Origin of the sequence: Gardnerella sp. Marseille-Q9691 (assembly GCF_046507715.1) — a bacterium.
GTDB lineage: Bacteria > Actinomycetota > Actinomycetes > Actinomycetales > Bifidobacteriaceae > Bifidobacterium > Bifidobacterium greenwoodii.
In genome coordinates this window covers 42,178-64,131 of record NZ_JBKFXI010000003.1, presented here as the reverse complement: position 1 = coordinate 64,131, position 21,954 = coordinate 42,178, and the positions used below count along the sequence as shown (strand labels likewise).

The window sequence follows — 21,954 nt, the reverse complement described above, 5'->3', positions numbered from 1 at the left end:
TTTTTAAGTATCGCCCTTATTTGTACATATTTATTTTTTATTAGACTTTATTCGAGTATGTCCTAAATCTAATTAAATATTTCAATTAAATATTTAATTAGATTTATTTCAGATAGTTGTTGTGTAATTAGACATCTGCTGAAGGAATGGAACCGTTGCAGCTGCCCAAGGGAATACCCATTGGAATAGAGCTAATATGATGAAGAAATGAATTAGTATTGCAAGAATCCAACGAATTGCTGTAATGCCTGGTTGTATTAAGAGGATTCCGCCAAAAATGCTTGCATCTGGCCTTTTTCTTCTTCCTACGCGAATTTCGCGAAGTGCCGGCCACTGCCAAGCAATAGCGCCAGCCGCAAAAATAGCAATATAAAGCACTGCAATAACAAGCATTACTGGAACAAGTGAGGAAAGATGAGAAACAAGAGACTGCTGCTCATTGTTAATAAACTTTACCTTTCCTTGCTCATCAATTGTGGAAAGCTCTTTCGGAATACCATCGCTAATGTTTGCCCAATAAGCTAACTTAGCGTAACTAATCCAGCGATGTGTTGCAGTAGTATACTTAGGCTCGCATGTAGTTAGAGTAAGCATACGTTTTGTTGGCTTTTCGTTAGGATGATCAGGGTTTGGAGCGATTACTTCACCGTGATCTGGCGTAACAATCTTATAAGAAGTGTACTTATATACGAACCAGTAATCTTTAGTCCTAACAACAATAGCATCGCCAGGTTTAAGCAAATCAACATCGCCCAAAGGCTGTCCGTAGCCATTGCGGTGTCCAGCTACTGCAAAATTACCGATTTCTCCAGGCATTTGAGTTTCTGAATAGTGTCCTAAGCCACGTTTGCTCAAAATATCTGGTGTTGTTCCTTCAATAATATTGCGCTCCCACTGGTTTCCGAAGCGAGGAACATAAAGTCGAGCTATTAAAACGTCACCTTTTGGTTTGCTAACTTTTGGCGGCTCGCCATTTTGAGGTAAAGCAATCTTTGTTTTGTCACCTGTTTTAGGATTCTTCCAAGATATTTCTTTACGTGCTTCTACCTGATTGTGCTCTGCTTGAGCTCCGGTCCACCACATTTGCCATGCAATATATAGTGCACAGATAATTGCAAAAGCGATTAAAACTTCGCCAATAACTCCGGCAATTTGCCAGCAGAAGTTAGAGCCTTTGCTCTTCGTATCATTTTCCTGCGTGTAAGCAGACTGCATAATACGTTACTCCTTTATTGATGTGAGGGTCTTGCGACACAAATCATTTATTTAGTTCTTTAAGCACGGATGCGTACCTTAATGGTTGTAACAAAGCAGATGCTTCTGGGAATTTCAAATTCTCCTTCTTCTCTACTTTCCATCCTAATCCAAATGAACTTACGTATTCCTTGTAGGTGCGTATGGCTGGTGAATTATTAAGCGCATCAACCATATCGTCTACTGGGCCAATAGCAGATATTTTATACGGTGGCGAGTACTGATGACCTTGAAGTATAACCACGTTCCCAATGCAAATTACTGCAGAATTGAACAAAACGCGCTGATCTTGTATGGTCATAGCTTCTGCTCCACCTTGCCAAAGCGCGTTTACAACGGATTCAATATCTTGCTGGTGAATAACATAATCGTTAATATTTACAGAAGTTCCAGAACCGTTTACTGCTCCCTTCCACAGTGAAGAGTCGTTGAGAGTTACTACTATTCCAGGTCCTTCAAGTTTAGGAAGAACAGTGCTACTGCCAGTATCTGAAGAATCTTTATTCTCATTACTGCTTACGAGAGTTTTGTTAAGCAAACTAATTCTGGAATCTAAATCTTTAATATCTTCTCGCAAAGATTTTGTTCGCTGCGAGTTTCTTTCAACCATTTGACTCGTGTTGGAAGTGACGAAAGCAGTGCGGTTGACTCGTAGGTTAGTAACAAATAAATATCCTGTAAGAAAGATGGCAACGGCAACAGCAACACTACTTAACAACGAGCGTTGAGCTCTATGTTTTCCTGTTCTTTTTACCATAATTTGCTCTCATTCTTCCTACGTTCGAGTGTAACCACTATTATAGCGTGTAGCCGATTGATTGGAGAGTTACAGTTATGGCTGATGAGAAATTGCACACGACTGCAGCTGACGACGCTGCAAAGAAGAGCGATACGTCAAATGAGAATACTTATGGCGTTCCTATGGATGAAGTTGAAGCAGTGTTGAATGCTACTGCAGATAAAGCATCGCTTTCTCCACAAATTCAGAAGATGATGCAGCGTCAAGCAGAAAATAGGCGACGCGTTGAAGAAAGCATTAAAGGTGCGAAGGCTAATGCAGCATGGTTCGTGCCACTGTTCTGCGCGTTGATGGTTATTGGCTTAGTGTGGGCTGTTGTGTATTACTTGAACCCTATGCTGCCAATCCCAGGAATTGGAGCATGGAATCTACTTATTGCTTTCGGATTTGTTGTAGTTGGTTTCTTAATGACCATGTGGTGGCGTTAATACAATTACGACTAGTTTAAAAACGATTCTATTAAAGTAGCTGCACGTTTTGTGTGGCTACTTTAATTATTTTTATTCTACAATTGCGCGAATAATTACGTGATTTTTATTGCTGTCAGTTGTTGCAATAAGTCTAATATTTCCGCCATCTTGAATTTTAAGGCGTTTTTTCAAAGTTTCTGCAGACATTGGAAAGTTTCTAGTAACAATATTCGCATGTGTAATATCTGCAAGCGCTTTCTTTATTTCCTTCTTGTTAAGGCTGCAAATATTCTCAATTTTCCATATTTTCCCCGGAAAATTAGCATAATGTTTTTCTGCAACACCAATATGACTATTTGGCTCTATTTGCTTAATGCCATATTTTTCTTCTAAAAACTTTAAACATCCCGCTTTCATAATTGCAGCATTTGGCTCATAAACGTACCGAGCCCATTCTCGCCATTTTTGTATGTCTAAAGTTTTGTTTTCCTTACTTTTACCATCCAATTCAGAAAGTATTGAAACCTGATTTTTTGAAGTATCGTAAGCGGCTTCTATAACAGTTAACTGATTGTCGTTTACGCAATATATTGGCAGTTTTGTGTGCTGAGATTTGCTTAATACTATTAGTAGTTCTTTACATTCATTATGATGAGCAACAATATGCACTTGCGAAACGTTGCCGCCAAAATCGCTTACCGTTTTATGCCAGTCAAGCATTGGAGAAAGTTTAATAATAACAATTTGTGCTTTTTTAAGAAGTTGGTCCTTAATAGATAGCACGTTTGGTGTGCAGTCTTCAATAGCGTAAGTTCTAGAACCTTGATTATTGCGACGTGCAGGGTCAATGTATATCATTGTTGCGCTAGAAATCTGATTAAGCGCCTCAAGACTATTGTTGTTGTAACACGTAACTTTAGAAAGACCGAGCGCTCGCATATTGTGTTGTGAAATAGCGGAAAGATCACTTTGTTGTTCAATGCATATTGCAGAGTCAAAAGCCTCAGCCATTATTGCGCAATCAACACCAAATCCACCTGTAAGATCAACAAGAGTGTTCGAAGTGTTTTCTTCATTTATCTCACTAAGTAATTTTTGTGCAATATTAGCCTTATATTGCGCTGTGGCTTGCGAAGAGCATTGTTCCATAGATATATGTGCCGGATATATAATCTCTTCGCAGGACGCCCATTTTGGCAGTTTTTGTTGTGCTATTTGTTTGCCTGCGATTTGATTTACTGCAAAAGGAACATCAATTCCCGCGTTACGTGGTGCTTTAAGAGCTGCATTATTTGGATTTGATTTCGCATTTTCTTTAATAAACGCAAGCGTTTGAGGCGTTGCGCAAGGAATTTCATAAGGTGCATGTAACTCAGAAAGCATAATCTTATTCTTACGTAACATATGGATGTGTTTGCATACTAAACGTAAAGTTTTAAGCGAATAAGCGCTTGTTCTTCAGATTAATAATAATTAAAATAAATTTTAGAGAAATAGCGTAGCTGAGAAGATTTTTACTTAATTTGCGCTAAATGGTTAAACAGTTGAAGAAGGAACAATGCGATTTTGTATCGAATGCGGTAGTCAACTTTCTGAAAATAGTAGGTTTTGCAATAACTGTGGAACTCCTGTTGAAGAAGACAAATTAGAAAATCAAGTTGTTCAATCTAATAATTTTAAAAAACCTAATAAAAAAGTAATTGCTTGTAGCATTTCTAGTTTTGTTATTGTAGTTCTTGTTGCGGTTGGAATTTTCTATTATTCGTATTCGCAGAAAAATGTTATTTCTTCTTTGAGTGGAGGAAATGCTCAACAAATCATTGAAAAAATATCGTCATCAGGAGCTGCTGTAAAAGTAGTTAAAAAATTCTCCGCAAAAAAGAAAGGTGAAGTTCTTTCTATTAAAGGAGTTAAAAAAGGCGAAAAAATATCACCTTCTTCGAGAATAACAGTGTATGAATCGTTGGGGCCTGGAGTTCCGGATGATATTACTAAATTGAAGCCGGAAGATGCTGTGCGCGAATTAAAAAAGATGAACGTGCCAGTAAAAGTGCATACTGCAACTGCTATTAATCCGGGTACGGTAATTGGAACTACGCCTCAGCCTGGAAGTTCAATTAATGAATCTGCTGATCGTACTATTCATGTTTTAGTTGGTACTGAAGGCAAAGGTGTTCCAGCTGATTTGTACGGCATGGATTTTGCCAAGGCTGAGGATTTATTGAAGAGTCGAGGATTCAAAGATGTTAAAACGAAAGAACGACTTTCTTCTCGTAATAATATGTATAAAATAGTTGATTCGGATCCTGCGTTGGGAACTGAAACTACTAGTGATTCCATTACTCTTTATTACGGTGTTGGCGCAGGACAATCTTTGTTTACTGAATCTTCAGATACTTACGACAACCATATTTTGATGGACGCTATGAAACTAGATAGTTTTGTTGGTTTATGGTGCACAAATTCTGGAGATTGTCTCGATTTTCGTTTAGAGCCGTTTAATCCACAAGATCCTGATTATAAGATTTTGAATTTACATGGGTCGCATGAAAAAGATTATATTAACATGCGAAAGGCTGATAATGTGAGCACTTATACAGGTCTGAATTTAAACAATGAATTGCATATGTGTCATGCTAATCAGAATGTTGTTGGGTGCAGTGTTAATTACCCTCCTCGCGAAGAAAATTATATGAGGAATCATCTTATTTATGGAGATACAGGAGTTGTAGAACTGTATCGTGGAGGTTTTGAAACATTCTGTGGTAATTCTGAATTTGACGATATTACCGGTGATAAATGTGTGAACGGTAAGCTTTATAAAACTGGTGATTACGGTTATGACTATCTCGATACTCTTAATAAAGATCCTGGTATAAATCACGGTTTAAGTTTTAGAATGGCTGATTTTTATCTTCTTGTTCCTGTAGGAGCTGATTTAATCAAATTAGAAAAAGACGGATACTTCCAAGGAGTAGGAAAAAATAAGCCAAATATGGATAGGCCGTTTATTCTGCGTAGAGATCCTAAGTTATATAAGAAAACCGAAGAACCTATTAAGCCTGCTAAAACTATAGATTCTTTCCTAAATCCATTTATTCCATCATATAAAACTAAGCCTGTGAAGTTTGCGCCTGCGCCTGATGACGATAACGCATACTACTTGGTTGAACAGCTTTTTAATTGGAATAAACTGCCAGAAAAACAGTAGAGTAGATTGTTTTTCTAATTACGTTTCTGCGCTTTTCGAAAGTTAATTAACATAGAGTCGTAATTGTGGATAACTTTTATACACTTTTGCACAAGCGCAAAAATGGCGAGTTATTAGCATTTGTGAATAATTATGTGGATAACTTGAGTAGTTGTTAGCATCTTATGCCCAACTTATACCCAAGTTATCCACAGTTCTGTACACAATGGTGGAAAACTACATGCGTGTAATTTAACTAAGCTAATCCTTGTAAGCAGAATACTGCGCACGCAACAAGAATAATAAAAATCGAAATAAAATACGTTAAGAAACGCGTATTAAACGAAGCTTTTCTAAGCAGAGGATTTTGTACGCCTAACAATGCTGCAAGTGCTGTACCAATAATTAAACCTCCAACATGCGCCTGCCAAGCTATATTTGGAATAATAATTGGCATAGCGAGAGTAATCGCAATCCAAATAATTGTTCCTCGCATGTTTTCACCTAATCGCCACTGAGCTACTAAAAGTGCGCCAATAAGACCCATAATTGCGCCCGAAGCACCATAAGAGGCGGACAGCCAATTGTTAATTATTCTGCACCAAATAATATCTGCAACGCATCCTCCAAGACCCGATATTAAATAAAGTCCAAAGAATTTCCATTTGCCAAAATAACGCTCAAGTTCTGCGCCGAGTGACCAAAGGCACAACATATTGAAGAAAATATGGGTGATGTTTGGCGCATGAACAAACATTGACGTAAACCAAGTCCATGGGGTATTCAACGCAGTAACCGGCACGAAAGCAGTATATTCTATAAAAGTAATGTAGGTTTCTTTAGTTACGAAGTATAAAAATATTTCTATTAGCCAAGTAACAATGCAAGCGTATATGAGAATTGCAGTAACAGTATTGCTGCGAAAACGTATTCTATTCCATAAATTTTTTATATCCAAATTATGCATATCTTTATGATATAGGTTTTACTTCACAAATTTAATCAATAACATTGCCTAAAAAGATGCAACTCTGAAGAAAAGCAACTATGATAGTGAGTAAGCGACAAAACGCTATGTAAATCGTTGACTTGGACGAGCAGGTCAGCTTAACCCGAAAGGAGCCATCATGGAGAACAGATCCTCTGGCGGTTGGAAGTTCTTTGCACTGCTCTTCGGAGCACTGCTCGCAGGAATTGCTGCATTGTATGTTTACAAGCAGCATAATCCTGATTATGACCCTTGGGAGGAGCCGTGGGAGAACAGCTCTTCACCAATTGATCTGGGGCTAGAAAAAGAAGAGACTGAAGGTAAAGACGCTCCTGCTGTTGAAGAATAAAACAGCAGTGTTACGTTAAAATACTTCAAATAAAGGCGACTGTGTTAACACGCAGCCGCCTTTATTGTTTTGTTTATTTACTTGTTTATTTACTTACTTACTTGTGATTAATTTCGATTTAATTACTAGAAAGAAAAGGCGGAAGCTGATTAACAGCCTCCGCCTTTTTCTTATTAAGCGATTAAGACGCTATTTTTATGCTCACTCGGCAACTGGAAGAGCACCAGTGTGCCAAATGCGATCGAGGTAATCTTCGATAGAGCGGTCAGAAGAGAAGTAACCAGAGTTGGCTACGTTCAAAACTGCCATGCGAGCCCACTTCATTGGGTCGCGGTAAGTTTCCTCAATCTGAGCCTGAATATCCATGTAAGAGCTGAAGTCAGCCATTGCCATGAAGTAATCGTGGGTAAGCCAATCGTTGACGAGTGGCTCATACACGCTCTTGTCGCCATTGGAGAATGTGCCGTCAGCAACCATATCCACAGCGGTCTTCAAGCGAGGATCAGACTCGTAGTACTTACGGGATCCGCCGTGATCGTAGCCTTCAGCGTAGAGCTTATCAACTTCGTCAACGGTCATGCCGAAGAGGAAGAAGTTCTCAGCGCCAACGCGCTCGCGAATCTCAACGTTTGCACCATCGAGAGTACCAACAGTCAAAGCACCATTCAAAGCGAACTTCATGTTACCGGTACCGGAAGCTTCCTTACCAGCCTGAGAAATCTGCTCATCCAAATCGGTGGCAGGAATCAAGTTCATAGCCAACTCGATGTTGTAGTTTGGTGGGAAGAACACAGCGAGCTTGCCCTTGCACGCTGGATCGTTGTTCACCACGCGAGCAACATTGTTAATGAGCTGAATGGTGAGCTTTGCCATAGCATAGCCTGGAGCAGACTTAGCGCCGAAGAACACGGTGCGTGGAAGCATCTTGTCAACGTCGATTGTGCCGTTCTTAATTCCAGCGTATGTGGAGATAACCTGGAGGATCTTCATGGACTGGCGCTTGTACTCGTGCAAACGCTTAACAATGGTGTTAAACATAGTGTCTGGGTTGATTTCGAATCCATACTTCTGCTTTGCGAAATCAACGAAGGCAAGCTTGTTCTGCTTCTTAACTTCAGCAAACTTCTTAACGAATGCCTTGTCGTCAGCCAATGGCTTCAAGCCTTCGAGAAGCTCCAAATCACCCTGCCATGCGTCGGTGCCCAAGCCCTCAGTAATAAGAGCAGACATACGTGGGTTGCTCAAGCGCACGAAGCGACGAGGAGTTACGCCGTTAGTAACGTTCTTGAACTTATCTGGGTAAACGCTGGAGAAGTCCTTCAAAGTGACATCCTTCAACAACTCAGAGTGAAGCTCAGCAACGCCGTTAACGTAAGAGCCGCCGTAGGTAGCCAAGTAAGCCATGCGGACTACAGCACCTTCGCCATTTTCGTCAGCGTCGGTAGCGATGCGCATACGCTCAACCTGATCCTCAGCAACGCCCTTACCGCGAAGCTCGTTGCGGAACTGCTCGCTAATGCCCTTAATAATCTCAAGGTGGCGTGGCAAAAGTTCGCCAATAAGCTTGGCTGGCCAAACTTCCAAAGCTTCTGGAAGCAAGGTGTGGCAAGTGTAGTTGAAGGTCTTGGTGGTGATACCCCAAGCGGTGTTCCAATCGTAGCCGTACTCGTCCATAAGAACGCGCATAAGCTCTGGAATACCAATAACTGGGTGAGTATCGTTCAACTGGAAGTTGATCTTGCTTGGGAAGGTTGTAAGATCCGGCTTATCCTGACCTGGGTAGAACACGCGGATAGCGTCATGAATAGAAGCAGCTACGAAGAAGTACTGCTGCTCAAGACGCAAAGCCTTACCTTCTGGAGTGGAATCTTCTGGATAAAGAATCTTAGAAATGTTTTCTGCTGCAACCTGTGGCTTTACAGCATCCAAGTACTCAGACTTGTTGAAGGTGAGCAAATCAAACTCGTCGTAAGACTTAGCAGTCCACAAACGAAGAGTGTTTACGCGACCAGAATTGTAACCTGGAACCATGTAGTCAACTGGTACTGCACGAACAGACCAAGCTGGCTTCCACACGCGCTTGCCGTTTTCTTCAACAACTTCGCCGCCAAAGTTGACGCGCTGATCACGACCGTAATCAATGTGGCCCCATGGCTCTTCGTTGCTAAGCCAGTAATCAGGTGTTTCTATCTGCTTACCTTCTTCATCAAAGCGCTGCTTGAAGATGCCGTAACGATACTGGATGCCGTAGCCGAATGCTGGAACGCCAATAGAGGCGAGCGAATCAATGAAGCAGGCTGCGAGACGACCCAAACCGCCGTTACCCAAACCTGGTTCATACTCAGCGTCGATAACAGCCTTTGGATCGAAGCCAAGCTTCGTAACAGCTTTTTCGAACTGGTCGGTAAGACCAGCGTTCAACAAAGCATTCTCAAGCTGCTTACCCATCAAGAACTCTGCGCTCAAATAGCCAACAGCCTTGGTGTTTCCGTTAATCATGTCATGCTGTGTCTGCATCCAAGAGTCCATCAAGTGGCGACGAACTGCGGTAGCAGCGGCAACATACACATCTGCCGTGGTGGCCTGCTCTGGCGTTACACCCTGGGTGTACTTGAGGTGCTCTTGAAGTTCTTTGGCAAATGCCGTCGCAGTAGTTTTGGCTTTCGGCGCGACGTGTTTAGTCATATTTGACTCCTTGTGCCGTTTGTTATATTTCCTAAAAAGTGTGCAGCCTGAAACTTTATGTTTAGGCAGTTAAACCAATACCACGTTGTAGATAACTGTTGTAGATAACTACAAAAGGTACGTTAATGCACACGATGTTCCCAATAGTACCACAACCTAACACCTTTAAATATTAATATATGGCTTCTTAATACAAATATATTTATGAAAGTATGTTGTTTAGAAGATAATAAAAATATGGTAGTAATACTTGAGCGAGATATAAAAAGAGGACAATGTGCTTGGAAAGCGTGGTGTGAGTCTGCTAATAAAGCGTTTAATAATGGCGGAGAAGCTATTCAAATAACTAGCGATATTTTAAATATTTCTCCAATTGACGAAGCTTTAGCAGTTAGATATTCTTTATATCTTCTTGAAAACAGAGTCCCTGGGTGTGCAGTAGAGGTAAGAGTTGCGCCTTTTGGTGCAGTAAAAATTTTGGAAGGACCAGCTTCTGATCCGCATAATCTTACTCCGCCGGATGTTATTGAGCTTGATCCGCAAGTTTGGTTAAGAATTTCTTGTGGTATTACAAGTTGGCAGCAAGAAAAACAAGCCGGACACATAAGTGCAATCGGTGAGCGTGATGATTTAAGCGATATTTTGCCACTTGATATAAATTTATGACATCTATTTATAATGCTTATTTACAAATATCCTGGGCCCTCATTTTTTAGACCCAGGATATTTAGCTAAAAATAATTACTAGCAACCTAATTATTAGTAATTTTAAGATTTATTTATCGTTCTTATGCATGAAACTCGGCACTGGCATAGGAATGTGATGATGCACAGGAGTATGCGCGCCAGAATTTGTAGAAGAATTTTCATTATTTACAGCCTTAGCTGCAGCTTCTGCCGCCCACTTTGCATATTCGTCTAAATCATCATCGTTGGAAGACTCATTAGAATCATCTTCTTGAACAGTTGCTTCCTGATCTGGAAGATACGAGTTTTCCTCGTAAGTTTCGCTCGACGCAAATGGATCGAAGGATCCTTGTCCGGGTTCGCTGGAGTTAAGCTCCTTAGCAAGCTCGTCATAATCCGTATCGGTCGTCAGGTATTTGAGCTTACGGGCAATTTTCTGTTGCTTTGCCTTCTGTCGTCCGCGGCCCATCTGACCCCCTCTTAAAAAATTACCGTAACAATCAGTTCATCACACAAGAGCGTACCACTTAACCGCAACCGAGTATATTGTCTGTGTAAACTTTTACCATGAAAGCCATATTTTAAGCGTAAAAATGCGTGTATGTAAGGAGCCAAAAATGCAGGAAGAAGCACAGGTAACAGCCGCAGGAAATGAGATGAGTGCAAGCTTTCTTGCAGCGCGTAAACGTTCGGATGCAACGCTTGAAAAACTAGAAAGTAATCCTTCTTCATTTACCATGCTTACAGGAGACCGTCCAACAGGACGCCTGCACTTAGGACACTATTTTGGTTCTATTCGTGAGCGTGTCGCAATGCAGAAGCGTGGTGTAAAAACCAATATTATTATTGCTGATTATCAGGTAATTACTGACCGTGACACAACCGAGCATATTGAAGATAATGTTTTGAATTTAGTGCTTGATTATATGGCTGCAGGAATTGATCCTGAAAAAACAATGATATTTACGCACTCTGCTGTGCCTGCAGCAAATCAGCTTATGTTACCATTCTTGTCTTTAGTTACGGAAGCAGAATTGCACAGGAATCCTACTGTAAAGTCAGAAATGGAATCATCTGGACACGCTTTAACCGGATTGCTGCTTACTTACCCAGTGCATCAAGCTTGCGATATTTTGTTCTGCAAAGCTAATGTTGTGCCGATTGGTAAAGATAATTTGCCGCACGTTGAAATCACTCGCACGATTGCGCGTCGTTTTAACGAAAGATACGCAAAAAAGAATCCAGTTTTCCCAGAGCCGGCAGCAATTTTGTCTGACGCTCCAGAAATTCCAGGTTTGGACGGTCGTAAGATGAGCAAATCTTACGGTAATTCAATTATGCTCGGAGCTACTGCTGAAGAAACTGCCAAACTAATTAAGAAGAGTCCAACTGATTCTGAGAGGATGATTACTTTTGATCCAGTAACTCGTCCGCAAGTTTCTGCACTTCTTACTACCGCAGGTTTAGTTACAGGCAGGGATCCTAAAGATATTGCTGCAGAAATTGGTAATGCTGGTGCCGGCGCATTGAAAGCTTACGTAATTGAAAACGTAAATAACTTCTTGGCGCCTCACCGTGAGCGTCGTGCAGAACTTGCAAAAGACATGGATGTTATTCGAGACATTTTGCACGACGGCAATAAGCGTGCAAATGCCATTGCGGAAGAAACGCTTTCTCAAGTGCGAGATGCTATGGGAATGAAGTACTAAATCACACGTCGTAACGCCAGCTTTTATCTGTAATAACGCGAGCTACAGCAAGACCAATAGGCAAGCAAATAATTACCATAAAAGCGCGGAAAGTCCAATCTAACGCTGGAAGCGTGTGGAACTGGCCGAGATAAAACATTGCGCGATACATATAAAGTCCCGGAACCATAATCACAATAGATGGAACAGTAAGACTTATTCTCGGATACCCCAAATATTGAGGTGCAAAGCCGTGACGAACAATAGAGCGCCAAGCAGAAGCAAGTAAGCCTGCAAGAAGTGCGCCGCTAAACGCCGCAATTTCGGCAGCAATACCGAAGTCTGTCATAGTTAAGCGCAGAGTATCCGTAATAGCTCCAATAACTCCTGCAACTATGCACATGCGCTGTGGAGAATTAAACAGCACAGAGAAGCCCCACACTCCAGCAAAAGCCGTAATGAGTCGAAGAACTGCGTTAAGCCAAGGGTTCAATCCAAGAGGAGGGAAACCTTGAGGATTAAGCTGCACAAGGCTTGCAACAGTCCAGCCTGCAAGCGTTCCCATCAAAATAATCGCAAGCGTATAACACAGACGTTGAATGCCGGAAGGGAAATCTATTTTTGCAATATCTAGGCCGCCTGTAATAAGTGGGAAGCCTGGAATAACAAATAATACTGAGCCAATATATGCGGTTGTGTGATTTAATGCGCTTGGGTCGAAGTAGCCAATAAGTCGCAGAGAACCTATGCACGAAAGTGCGCCGATTGCAACCGCAACGAATGTGACTACAAATTGGTTAAGATGATGCATGAACATGCGGCGACGAATATAATGGCCAATTCCTGCGCCAATAAAAGCACCGATCATGTCGTAAAGGCCACCGCCAAGCAAGAAAGCAAAGGATGCGCAAGCTATTGCGGAAGCAAGGCCTGCAAACCAAGGTTTATAAAGTGGCTTGCGATTTTTAATCAAATCGAGGCGGTCGTGCACTTCGCGAACAGTAAGAGGATGATTATTTTCATCTTCCTTATTGCTGTTTTCTGTAATTTTTTGAACATGCGAAAAATGTTCAGCGTAAGCGTTTTCTGGCTGTAGAGCGAAAATTCCTCGCGGCTTTTCTTTTTTGATTGCTTCTTGTAAAGCTTGTTTTTCTGCTTTTTTTGCAGCATTTTCTTCCGACTGTTTAGCTGTTTGTACAATATCGCGCTCAACGTCGCTTTCTTGAAGAGTATCAACTAATTCTTTAGAAACTGTAGCTTTTGAGTGGTAGAGGGAATCGTTTCCAAGTTTAACGTTAAACCAGTCAGCAAAATGCTCGAGAAGCCAAATTCGTTCAGTATTAACACCTGTTGTTGGAAGATCTACAACTTCAGTAATGCGCTCATGCTTATCTGTGCAAGTTGCTTCAATATCCGTGAGATTTACGTCTGCTCGAACGTGAACGCCCATCGGTTCGCCGATTCTGTGCATAAGTTCGCGAACACGGTAGCTTCCGGTTCCTGCTCCTAATCCGAGTGCGCCGACGCGAATAATAATGCTTGATTTTGCAGCTATGCAGGCTTCGGTAACAGGCTTATCCCAATCACGCTCAACATCGTCCATGTCGAGCGGAATAGCATGAGTATGAAAACGTCCAGAAGGTTTGCCAACTACATGCCCGGTTGAAAGAATTTCAGGTTTGTTGCTACAACTGTCACTATCTGCAGTATTACAGGCGTTATTGCCTGTATTGCTATCTGCATTACTGCTTGCATTATTATCTACTCTACTCACAATTTTTCAGTATACGCCCCCTGTTACCTAGTAAATTTTTGTTAACAAAATACTATTTATGCTACGTCCGGTGGTAGTTTCAAAATTAACTTGGTATTTCGCTGTAAACAAGGCTGTGGGCTTGCAACTTTTGACCTAAATAACCGCGGAGGAGCCGCGGAAGTCAGATGACCAAGCAACCTTATTTACTGGCGTAAGGAGGTCTGATGACAGAAGAAAATCAGCAGGTTACTCCAGCGGACGCAACTATTGTTACGTCTGGTTTGGGGCGAAAAGGCCCAGAGGAGCGTGACCTTCCAGCATCGCTTAAGCAAGACATGGATTTGTGCTTGCATATTCTTCGCGATGTTCTTGGTGAATTCGATGAAAAATTACTAGCAGTATTCGACGACGTGCGTTTGAATGCTGTTGAAGCTAGTGCCGCGCATTTTGCACAAATGGTAGATGCAAAAGTAACAGCAGACGATGGCTTAAGTAAAGCTGTTAGCAAGATCAACGGAATGAATTTGCATGATACTCAGCTTCTGGCGCGCGCTTTTGCAACATACTTCCATTTAGCAAACTTGTGTGAAGAGAATTATCGAGTTTCTGTACTTCATCAGCGTGAATGCGATGTTGAAGATTCGATGCCAGTTGACCCAGTAAATGAACTTACTTGCGCGTATCACAAGTTACTTACTGAAATGAGCCCTGCTGAAGCGAAAGAATTGCTCGCAAAGCTTGAGTTCCATCCTGTATTTACTGCGCATCCAACTGAAGCTCGTCGTAAAGCCGTTGCAGGTAAAATTCGCAGAATTTCGCAATTGTTAAGCGAACATCATCGTTTAGGCGGATCCGACAAGCGCGAAAATTATCGTCGTCTGTATAACGAAATTGACGCTCTTCTTAGAACTTCGCCAATTGCTTTGAAGAAGCCAACTCCGGTTGAAGAAGCGGATACTATTCTTGACATTTTTGACGCTACATTATTTGACACTATCCCAGTCGTGTATCGTCGATTTGACGATTGGCTGCTCGGTAAGAAGGCTGGTCTTGTGCCTCCTCGCTGCCCTGCATTCTTCCACCCAGGAAGCTGGATTGGATCGGACCGAGATGGCAACCCTAATGTGACAGCTAAAGTGAGCCGTCAAGTCGCTCGAAAGTTTAGCGATCACGTGCTTGCAGCTTTGGAAAATCGCACGCGCGAAGTTGGCAAATGCTTAACTATGGAAACGCGCACAACTCCTCCAAGCGTGGAGCTGCTTGAGTTGTGGAATCGTCAGCGCGAAATGAGCGAACAGCTTACAGAAAGCGCTTCGGATGTTTCTAATAGCGAGCCACATCGTGCTGTAATGCTTGTAATGGCGGACCGTTTGCACCGCACTATTAGCCGCGATACGGATTTGATGTATCATTCTTGCGAAGATTTTATTGAAGATTTGCAAATTGTGCAGCGTTCTTTGGCAGAAGGCGGAGATCCTCGAGCAGCTTATGGTCCTTTGCAAGATTTGATTTGGCAGGCTCAAACCTTTGGATTCCACATGGTTGAAATGGAATTCCGTCAGCATTCTCTCGTGCATTCTCGCGCTTTGGAAGATATTCGCGAACACGGATTGCATGGCGAACGCGGACCGCTTCAGCCAATGACTCGAGAAGTGCTCGACACCTTCCGCGCTTTGGGAGCAATCCAAAAGCGTAACGGCATGCGTGCTGCTCGACGCTACATTATTTCCTTCGCAAAATCTGCTCAGCATGTGCGCGACGTATTTGAGCTTAATCGTCTTGCTTTTGCTCATCCACAGGATGCGCCAACAATAGACGTTATTCCACTGTTTGAACAGTTGGAAGATTTGCAGAATTCTGTAAATGTGCTTGAGGAGATTATTAAAATTCCTGAAGTGCAGGCTCGTCTTAAGGCTACTGGCCGCAAGATGGAAGTTATGCTTGGTTACTCGGATTCTTCCAAGGACGCTGGTCCTACTTCCGCAACGCTTGCTTTGCACTCTGCTCAGGAGCGCATTGCTCAATGGGCTAAGAAGCATGATATTGATTTGACACTATTCCACGGCCGCGGTGGCGCTGTTGGTCGAGGTGGCGGTCCTGCAAACCGTGCAGTGCTTGCTCAGCCTGTGGGCTCCGTCAATTGCCGATTTAAGCTTACTGAACAAGGTGAGGTTATTTTTGCGCGCTACGGAAACCCAGTTTTGGCTATTCGTCACGTTGAATCCGTTGCTTCTGCAACTTTGTTGCAATCTTCGCCAAGTGTTGAGAAAACTAATACTGATATGACGAAGAAGTATGCGGATATGGCTGCAAAGCTTGATGTTGCAGCCCATGAGCGCTTCCTAGATTTGCTGCAAACGGATGACTTTACTCCATGGTTCTCTACAGTTACGCCTTTGAGTGAAATCGGTTTGCTTCCAATCGGCTCTCGCCCAGCTAAGCGCGGTTTGGGTGCGAAGTCTTTGGACGATTTGAGAACAATTCCGTGGGTGTTCTCTTGGGCTCAGGCTCGCATTAACTTGGCTGCATGGTACGGTTTGGGTACGGCTTGCGAAAAGTTTGGTGATTTGGAAACTTTGCGTCGCGCTTACGAAGAGTGGCCGCTGTTTAGTACTTTTATTGACAATATTGAGATGTCTTTGGCTAAGACGGATGAGCGTATTGCTCGCATGTACTTAAGTCTTGGAGATCGTGAGGATTTGAGCGATAAAGTACTTTCGGAAATGCAGCTTACTCGCAAGTGGGTTTTGCAAATAGTTGACGACAAGTGGCCTCTGCAGCATCGTCACGTTCTCGGCCAGGCTATTCGCGTGCGCTCTCCTTACGTGGACGCGCTTTCTGTGATCCAATCCCTTGCATTGCACAAGCTTCGCAACAAGGTAGATAAGGAAGAGTTGAGCGAAAGCCAGCAGGCAGAGTTCATATACCTTATTCTTTGCACTGTTTCCGGTGTTGCTGCAGGCTTGCAGAATACTGGATGATATTTAATAAATTACTAAATCAAGAAGGCTCTCGTATTTGCGAATTGCAATACGGGAGCTTTTTTGATAATAGGCTTATATTCTTAAACAAAATTCTTATTTACTACGAAAGATACAATATATTCGGTAGGTAAAAGATTTTTAAACTTTAAGCAACTAAAAATATTGCCAATGCCAGTGTAGGAGGTAATAATGCAAGAAGAAGTCAGCGAAGATTTTGCTAATGAAGATTCAGTTTTAGCTACATCGGTATTAAGCGCAATGCTTGCTGGGAATCGCAAATTTGCAGAAGGCAATTCGGCGCATGCAGGCGTAAATTCACAAGCGCGCATGAAACTTATTGATGGTCAACATCCTGGAGCTGTTGTGCTTTCGTGCGCAGATTCTAGAGTTGCTCCAGAATTTATATTCGACGCTGGTTTGGGAGATATTTTTTCTGTTCGCACAGCTGGAGAAGTCTTGGATGATGCCGTGATTGCATCTTTAGAATACGCTGTAAGTGATTTGGGAGTAAAAGTGTTGCTTGTGCTTGGCCATGAGCATTGCGGTGCAGTACAAGCCGTTTTGCCGAATGTGCAAAAACTGGTTTCTAAATACGGCGAAGATGAAACAAGCGAAATAATTGAGTCTAGCGAGTCAATATTGCTGCGTTCTTTAGGACCTGCTGCGCTCGCAGGTGTTGAAGAAGATTTAGATACGAATGATATTGAGCGCATTCACGTGTCTAATATCTTGGCTGAAATTTGCGAAAAATCACAAATAATTCGCGAAGCTGTTTTCAAAGACGCTTTAATGCTTGTTGGAGCAAGGTATCGAATGAGTGACGGCTTGGTGGAAGTGTTGTCATGCTAAAACCAGGAGAAGTAGGAAAAGCAGAAAAACCAGTGAAGGTAGTAAAGCAGGCGAAACCAGCAAATTCTGCAAATTATCTTTTTTTGATCGCAGGAGTGCCTTTTGCGGCTCTTATTATTGCCATGGCCCCTGCTTTGCAATTGCGCTACCCTTGGCTTCTTATTGACACCACTGTTCGAGGTGTTGCTGGCTTACTTTTGCAAGCAATCCCCTTCACTCTTATTGGTGTTCTTGTTTCTGCTGCTGTGGAAACTTGGGTAACGGCTGATTTTATTGAAAAACATGCTCCAAAATCTACTGCAAACGGTTTTTTAGCTGCCATAATTGCTGGAGTATGTGTGCCTGTATGCGACTGTGTGGTTGTGCCAACATTTTCTAGACTGGTTGCAAGAAAATTGCCGCTTCCTTGCGCAATAACTTTCCTTTGTGCTGTTCCTGTTGTAAATCCTGTGTCTGTTTTAGCGACCTGGTACGCTTTTGCTGATGCGCCGGCTGTAGCCGTTATGCGCGTTGCTTTAGGAGTTGGTATTGCGTTATTAGTTGGATTAAGTTTTGCAATATTTCCGCCAAAATCATCTGTTTTGCGTAACGAAAATTTATTAAAAAATAATCTTAAATCAAAATGTTCTTGTGAACTAAATTGTGGCTGCAATCATGAAGAAAATCAAAATTCTTCAGAACAGTTAAAGACGCAAAATCGCACAAAATCAAGTATTTGCGCGCAAATAAAGCTATACATAAAGCATATTCATGAAGATTTTTTGAAACTTTTACCAATTATTGTGTGCGGAACTATTGTTGCTTCTGTTATACGAGCTTGGTTAGGGGCGGATCCTGCTTCCAGAATACAAGCTAACAATATTTGGATTGCAATACCCGCAATGATGGCTATTGCCTATTTCAGCTCGTTGTGCTCAAGTTCGGATGCTGTAATTGCTAGAAGTTTAGCTGCTTCTTTACCAATGTCTTCCGTTTTAGTATTTTTGCTATTTGGCCCAATGCTTGATTTAAAAAATACTCTTATGCTTGTTTCTGATTGCAGAGGCAAATTCGTATTGCGTTTAACGCTAACAATTGCAGGCTTTTGTCTTCTAGCTTCACTGTTTTCTAACTGGGCTTGGGGGTTCATGCTATGAAAAATACAAGTTCTGTTAGTAAAGAAAATAAAAAGCGTAATCGTATTACTTTTGCAAAAATATTAGAATCTTTCGTGCTTTTATGTTTAGCAGCAGTTATTGCCACAGTAACTTTAAGCGGACAGTACACGCTTTTTACCACTCCTCGAGCGTTCGCATATTTGATAATTGCAGCCGTTCTGCTTTTAGTTTTAGCATTTTGTGCTGCATTGGGATGGTTTGATGTTTCTGCACGAGATTCTTGGAAAATACTAGTTTCTTTAGCGCTTCCTGCACTGCTAATTATTATTCCTCTGCAATCGTCGCAAAGATTTAGCTCTGGCGGTTTTGATCGTTACGCAGGAGGCAGAGCTATTGCTATTAGAAGACACAATTCGATACTTTCTGGGTTGAGCGAAAAATCTCGTGAAATAAAAGTAAAAAACGATGATTTCGGTTTATGGTATGACGAAATCGACCATAATATTTCAAAATATGAAGGATATACGGTTACGATTACAGGGTTTGTAAGTCGTGATACTACTTTAGGAGCAAATCAGTTTCGTTTATCTCGTCAACTCATGTCTTGCTGCATTCTAGATATGTCTCCTTTTGGTTTAGTTGCAAACTATAAAAATGCCAACAAACTTCACGAACATGAGTGGGTTATGCTTCGCGCCCGCGTTTCTAGGGGGAGCATAGGAGTTAAAGGATACCAACGTTCCGGGGTTGTACTAAAAGTTATATCGTTAAAATCTGCTAAAGCGCCAACTGGATATTTTTACCGTCCGTAATAATTTTCTATTAAAGAATTGTTGATATCGCATAGAAGTAAACTAAGATAACAAGTATGGCGATTGGTTTTAATATTCTACTCATTATGATTTTTTTGCTATTTGGTTCCGTATTTGCGGCAACCGAATTAGCTTTAGTGAGCTTAAGAAGTTCGCAAATTGATCGCATGGAGCTTCAGGATGCTCGTGGAGCTAGAGTTGCGAAAATTGCGCGAGACCCTAATACTTTTCTATCTGCACTGCAAATTGGCGTAACGCTTTCTGGTTTTCTTTCTGCATCCTTCGGCGAATCTGCGTTAGCTCCTTACGTTGTGCCTGTTGTGTGCTCATGGGGAGTGCCTAAGCATGTTGCAGGCCCGCTTACCACTATTTTCTTAACTCTTATTATTTCGTATTGTTCTATTGTAATTTCTGAATTAGTGCCGAAGCGTATTGCAATGCAGCGTTCTGAGCAGATTGCGCGAGCTGTTGTGCCGGCGGTAGATATTTTCTCGAAAATTTGCAAGCCGCTTATTTGGCTTATTGGTAAGAATACTAATGGTTTTGTGCGCTTGCTTGGATTTGATCCTAATGAAAAAGAAAGCGAAGTTTCTGACGAAGAATTGCGCGTGCTTGTTAATAGCAATAAGCGTTTAAGTCAGGATGAGCGCAATATTTTGGATGACGTGTTTGATGCTTCGGAAACAATTGTTGCTGAAGTGATGCGCCCGCGTGCTGACGTGGAATTTCTGGACGGCTCGTTAAGTCTTGAAGAAGCAGCTGCAAAAATTCGTGAGCTTCCGTATTCCAGATACCCGGTTATTGGCAAGGATTTTGACGACGTTATTGGTTTTGTGCATGTGCGCGATTTGTTGGATGTTAGAGATCCTAACGCAAAAACTGTTGCAGATGTAACTCGCGAAGGAATTAGTCTTCCTGGAACTTCAAAGCTTTTGCCAAGCCTAGAGCTGCTTCGAAAGCGCGGAATCCATTTGGCTATTGTTATTGACGAATACGGCGGAACTGACGGAATTGTAACTCTTGAAGATATGACAGAAGAGTTGGTTGGAGATATTCGCGACGAGTACGATCTGCCTGAAGAAGCTGAACAAAATAATGTGAATAAAACAACTGCTTTTGTAAATGGTGTTGCAAAAATTGATGGCGGTATGACCATTGAAGATTTTGCTGACATTACAGGCATTGAGCTTGAAGATGGACCTTATGAAACTGTTGCAGGCTATTTCTTAGCGCATACTGGTTCTATGGGAAGCGTTGGAGCTGTTTTGCACGATGCAGACGGCTACGATATGACTGTAACTGCGGTTGATGGTCGACGTATTGCTACTCTTGAAGTGCGTCGCCGCGCATAATTTAAGCCGTAGCAGTAGAATGTAATAGTAATAAAAAATCTAAGGAAGGATAAATATGGCCTTATTGCATATTTTGCCAGGTCTCGACGAGGCGGCCAGTGAAAAGGCTGTTGCTGTTTTGCAGAATCGTTTAAGCCATGAGCAGGAGGCTGCTTTGGTGCTTAAACATGCTCATTGGAATGTTACTGGCCCAGATTTTATTGCTGTGCACGAAATGCTTGATCCGCAGGTTGCTGAAGTTTTGGCGCAGGCGGATGAAACTGCTGAGCGAATTGCAACTTTGGGTGGTTCTCCACTTGGACGCGCAGACGATGTTGTTGCAGCTCGCACATGGAAGCGTTTTGCTTTAACTGGTCGCAAGTCAACTAAAGAATATTTGCAGGCTCTTATTGAGTATTACAACGATATGATTGCAGACGATCGCAAAGCTATTGCGGAGCTTGACAATCTTGACATTGTGAGCTCTAACATTATTCAGGATCACGTGCAGCAGCTGGAAAAGTTCCAGTGGTTTATGCGTAGCCATCTTGATTAATTAACCTCTGTTTGATTTTTTTGATTCGAACCGCAACATGCCATTTTCTTTTTATGGCGTGTTGCGGTTTGACATTTTCTGTGGCTGTGCTACAGTAACTACTTGTATGTTTTAGGCATACAAGTTGGGCCCGTAGCTCAGGTGGTTAGAGCGCATCCCTGATAAGGATGAGGTCGGAGGTTCAAGTCCTCCCGGGCCCACGATAGAATGGTTACATTCTTTCAAATGGGGCTATGGCGCAGCTGGTAGCGCATCTGCTTTGCAAGCAGAGGGTCAGGAGTTCGAGTCTCCTTAGCTCCACGAGCAAGGTTCTGGTTGATTTTTCAATCAGAACTTTTTGTTTATCAATTTCTTTTTGGGTTTGTTTTAGTTTTTTTTTTTATTGTTTAAGCTTGTGTTTGTGAGAATGTTTCTCATCAAGGCCTATTGGTATGATTACTAAATACAAATATAAATTAAATATAAATCTTTACGCCGTGTATTGAGTGCACTATTTAAGTTGCGCTCAGTGGGTTAACA

Annotated in this window: 18 protein-coding genes and 2 tRNA genes; 13 read left to right on the top strand and 7 right to left on the bottom strand. The window is 42.0% G+C overall.

Translation table 11 applies throughout. The features are described from left to right. Nucleotides 1-108: 108 nt before the first annotated feature. Nucleotides 109-1,215, bottom strand: a complete 1,107-nt coding sequence (locus tag ACLD6A_RS05685; RefSeq protein WP_004133879.1) for a class E sortase — start codon at nucleotides 1,213-1,215, stop codon at nucleotides 109-111. A 43-nt stretch (nucleotides 1,216-1,258) separates the two neighbouring features. After that, nucleotides 1,259-2,011, bottom strand: a complete 753-nt coding sequence (locus ACLD6A_RS05680; protein ID WP_019260571.1) for a DUF881 domain-containing protein — start codon at nucleotides 2,009-2,011, stop codon at nucleotides 1,259-1,261. A 77-nt stretch (nucleotides 2,012-2,088) separates the two neighbouring features. Here ACLD6A_RS05680 and crgA point away from each other — a divergent pair, with 77 nt between their 5' ends. Then, nucleotides 2,089-2,481, top strand: a complete 393-nt coding sequence (gene crgA, locus ACLD6A_RS05675; RefSeq protein ID WP_004126581.1) for a cell division protein CrgA — start codon at nucleotides 2,089-2,091, stop codon at nucleotides 2,479-2,481. A 72-nt stretch (nucleotides 2,482-2,553) separates the two neighbouring features. Here crgA and ACLD6A_RS05670 read toward each other — a convergent pair whose 3' ends face one another. Next, nucleotides 2,554-3,867, bottom strand: coding sequence for a THUMP-like domain-containing protein (locus tag ACLD6A_RS05670; protein ID WP_410313819.1), 1,314 nt, complete (start codon nucleotides 3,865-3,867; stop codon nucleotides 2,554-2,556). 154 nt (nucleotides 3,868-4,021) lie between these two features. Here ACLD6A_RS05670 and ACLD6A_RS05665 point away from each other — a divergent pair, with 154 nt between their 5' ends. Further along, nucleotides 4,022-5,674 (top strand): PASTA domain-containing protein, encoded by a 1,653-nt coding sequence (locus ACLD6A_RS05665; RefSeq protein WP_410313818.1) that lies wholly within the window; start codon nucleotides 4,022-4,024, stop codon nucleotides 5,672-5,674. Nucleotides 5,675-5,909: 235 nt separating this feature from the next. Here ACLD6A_RS05665 and ACLD6A_RS05660 read toward each other — a convergent pair whose 3' ends face one another. After that, on the bottom strand, nucleotides 5,910-6,620 hold the full coding sequence (locus ACLD6A_RS05660; protein ID WP_004133875.1) for a rhomboid family intramembrane serine protease: 711 nt from the start codon (nucleotides 6,618-6,620) through the stop codon (nucleotides 5,910-5,912). A gap of 160 nt (nucleotides 6,621-6,780) precedes the next feature. On the opposite strand from ACLD6A_RS05660, the gene ACLD6A_RS05655 reads away from it, so the two are divergent. After that, the gene (locus ACLD6A_RS05655; protein ID WP_004126589.1) at nucleotides 6,781-6,990 is read left to right on the top strand and encodes a hypothetical protein; all 210 of its coding nucleotides are present in this window, start codon (nucleotides 6,781-6,783) and stop codon (nucleotides 6,988-6,990) included. A gap of 201 nt (nucleotides 6,991-7,191) precedes the next feature. On the opposite strand, the gene ACLD6A_RS05650 is transcribed toward ACLD6A_RS05655, so the two are convergent. Further along, the gene (locus ACLD6A_RS05650; RefSeq protein WP_004136644.1) at nucleotides 7,192-9,675 is read right to left on the bottom strand and encodes a glycogen/starch/alpha-glucan phosphorylase; all 2,484 of its coding nucleotides are present in this window, start codon (nucleotides 9,673-9,675) and stop codon (nucleotides 7,192-7,194) included. Nucleotides 9,676-9,912: 237 nt separating this feature from the next. Between ACLD6A_RS05650 and ACLD6A_RS05645 the strand changes: the two genes are divergently transcribed. Further along, nucleotides 9,913-10,341 carry a sterol carrier family protein gene (locus ACLD6A_RS05645; RefSeq protein ID WP_004136648.1) on the top strand — a complete coding sequence of 143 codons (429 nt, stop codon included), beginning with the start codon at nucleotides 9,913-9,915 and terminating at the stop codon, nucleotides 10,339-10,341. A 109-nt stretch (nucleotides 10,342-10,450) separates the two neighbouring features. On the opposite strand, the gene ACLD6A_RS05640 is transcribed toward ACLD6A_RS05645, so the two are convergent. Then, on the bottom strand, nucleotides 10,451-10,831 hold the full coding sequence (locus ACLD6A_RS05640) for a DUF3073 domain-containing protein (protein WP_004136650.1): 381 nt from the start codon (nucleotides 10,829-10,831) through the stop codon (nucleotides 10,451-10,453). Nucleotides 10,832-10,979: 148 nt separating this feature from the next. Here ACLD6A_RS05640 and trpS point away from each other — a divergent pair, with 148 nt between their 5' ends. Further along, the gene (trpS, locus tag ACLD6A_RS05635) at nucleotides 10,980-12,071 is read left to right on the top strand and encodes a tryptophan--tRNA ligase (protein WP_410313817.1); all 1,092 of its coding nucleotides are present in this window, start codon (nucleotides 10,980-10,982) and stop codon (nucleotides 12,069-12,071) included. 1 nt (nucleotide 12,072) lies between these two features. On the opposite strand, the gene ACLD6A_RS05630 is transcribed toward trpS, so the two are convergent. Next, on the bottom strand, nucleotides 12,073-13,824 hold the full coding sequence (locus ACLD6A_RS05630; protein WP_410313816.1) for a threonine/serine exporter ThrE family protein: 1,752 nt from the start codon (nucleotides 13,822-13,824) through the stop codon (nucleotides 12,073-12,075). Between the two features lie 206 nt (nucleotides 13,825-14,030). Between ACLD6A_RS05630 and ACLD6A_RS05625 the strand changes: the two genes are divergently transcribed. From ACLD6A_RS05625 to ACLD6A_RS05590, 8 genes are all read left to right on the top strand, one after another. Further along, entirely contained in the window at nucleotides 14,031-16,787 is a 2,757-nt protein-coding gene (locus ACLD6A_RS05625; RefSeq protein WP_308582327.1) for a phosphoenolpyruvate carboxylase, read from the top strand. A gap of 192 nt (nucleotides 16,788-16,979) precedes the next feature. Further along, nucleotides 16,980-17,639 carry a carbonic anhydrase gene (locus ACLD6A_RS05620; RefSeq protein WP_410313815.1) on the top strand — a complete coding sequence of 220 codons (660 nt, stop codon included), beginning with the start codon at nucleotides 16,980-16,982 and terminating at the stop codon, nucleotides 17,637-17,639. Next, the gene (locus ACLD6A_RS05615; RefSeq protein ID WP_410313814.1) at nucleotides 17,633-18,775 is read left to right on the top strand and encodes a permease; all 1,143 of its coding nucleotides are present in this window, start codon (nucleotides 17,633-17,635) and stop codon (nucleotides 18,773-18,775) included. The genes ACLD6A_RS05620 and ACLD6A_RS05615 overlap by 7 nt, the downstream gene beginning before the upstream one ends. Next, complete coding sequence (locus tag ACLD6A_RS05610) at nucleotides 18,772-19,548, top strand: TIGR03943 family putative permease subunit (protein WP_410313813.1); 777 nt, start codon at nucleotides 18,772-18,774, stop codon at nucleotides 19,546-19,548. The genes ACLD6A_RS05615 and ACLD6A_RS05610 overlap by 4 nt, the downstream gene beginning before the upstream one ends. Before the next feature lie 56 nt (nucleotides 19,549-19,604). Next, on the top strand, nucleotides 19,605-20,900 hold the full coding sequence (locus ACLD6A_RS05605; RefSeq protein WP_410313812.1) for a hemolysin family protein: 1,296 nt from the start codon (nucleotides 19,605-19,607) through the stop codon (nucleotides 20,898-20,900). A gap of 55 nt (nucleotides 20,901-20,955) precedes the next feature. Then, nucleotides 20,956-21,435, top strand: coding sequence for a Dps family protein (locus tag ACLD6A_RS05600; protein ID WP_004126655.1), 480 nt, complete (start codon nucleotides 20,956-20,958; stop codon nucleotides 21,433-21,435). A 126-nt stretch (nucleotides 21,436-21,561) separates the two neighbouring features. After that, nucleotides 21,562-21,635, top strand: a tRNA-Ile gene (locus ACLD6A_RS05595). A 27-nt stretch (nucleotides 21,636-21,662) separates the two neighbouring features. Then, nucleotides 21,663-21,735: transfer RNA gene (locus ACLD6A_RS05590), tRNA-Ala, on the top strand. The last annotated feature ends 219 nt before the right edge of the window (nucleotides 21,736-21,954 follow it).

What these genes read in the sequence shown, in the direction of transcription:
- trpS (WP_410313817.1), top strand. Translation starts at nt 10,980, where the DNA reads ATGCAGGAAGAAGCACAGGTAACAGCCGCAGGAAATGAGATGAGTGCA.
- ACLD6A_RS05615 (WP_410313814.1), top strand. Translation starts at nt 17,633, where the DNA reads ATGCTAAAACCAGGAGAAGTAGGAAAAGCAGAAAAACCAGTGAAGGTA.
- ACLD6A_RS05660 (WP_004133875.1), bottom strand. Translation starts at nt 6,620, where the DNA reads ATGCATAATTTGGATATAAAAAATTTATGGAATAGAATACGTTTTCGC.
- ACLD6A_RS05665 (WP_410313818.1), top strand. Translation starts at nt 4,022, where the DNA reads ATGCGATTTTGTATCGAATGCGGTAGTCAACTTTCTGAAAATAGTAGG.
- ACLD6A_RS05600 (WP_004126655.1), top strand. Translation starts at nt 20,956, where the DNA reads ATGGCCTTATTGCATATTTTGCCAGGTCTCGACGAGGCGGCCAGTGAA.
- ACLD6A_RS05680 (WP_019260571.1), bottom strand. Translation starts at nt 2,011, where the DNA reads ATGGTAAAAAGAACAGGAAAACATAGAGCTCAACGCTCGTTGTTAAGT.
- ACLD6A_RS05650 (WP_004136644.1), bottom strand. Translation starts at nt 9,675, where the DNA reads ATGACTAAACACGTCGCGCCGAAAGCCAAAACTACTGCGACGGCATTT.
- ACLD6A_RS05625 (WP_308582327.1), top strand. Translation starts at nt 14,031, where the DNA reads ATGACAGAAGAAAATCAGCAGGTTACTCCAGCGGACGCAACTATTGTT.
- crgA (WP_004126581.1), top strand. Translation starts at nt 2,089, where the DNA reads ATGGCTGATGAGAAATTGCACACGACTGCAGCTGACGACGCTGCAAAG.
- ACLD6A_RS05645 (WP_004136648.1), top strand. Translation starts at nt 9,913, where the DNA reads ATGGTAGTAATACTTGAGCGAGATATAAAAAGAGGACAATGTGCTTGG.
- ACLD6A_RS05685 (WP_004133879.1), bottom strand. Translation starts at nt 1,215, where the DNA reads ATGCAGTCTGCTTACACGCAGGAAAATGATACGAAGAGCAAAGGCTCT.
- ACLD6A_RS05620 (WP_410313815.1), top strand. Translation starts at nt 16,980, where the DNA reads ATGCAAGAAGAAGTCAGCGAAGATTTTGCTAATGAAGATTCAGTTTTA.
- ACLD6A_RS05670 (WP_410313819.1), bottom strand. Translation starts at nt 3,867, where the DNA reads ATGTTACGTAAGAATAAGATTATGCTTTCTGAGTTACATGCACCTTAT.
- ACLD6A_RS05640 (WP_004136650.1), bottom strand. Translation starts at nt 10,831, where the DNA reads ATGGGCCGCGGACGACAGAAGGCAAAGCAACAGAAAATTGCCCGTAAG.
- ACLD6A_RS05655 (WP_004126589.1), top strand. Translation starts at nt 6,781, where the DNA reads ATGGAGAACAGATCCTCTGGCGGTTGGAAGTTCTTTGCACTGCTCTTC.
- ACLD6A_RS05610 (WP_410313813.1), top strand. Translation starts at nt 18,772, where the DNA reads ATGAAAAATACAAGTTCTGTTAGTAAAGAAAATAAAAAGCGTAATCGT.
- ACLD6A_RS05605 (WP_410313812.1), top strand. Translation starts at nt 19,605, where the DNA reads ATGGCGATTGGTTTTAATATTCTACTCATTATGATTTTTTTGCTATTT.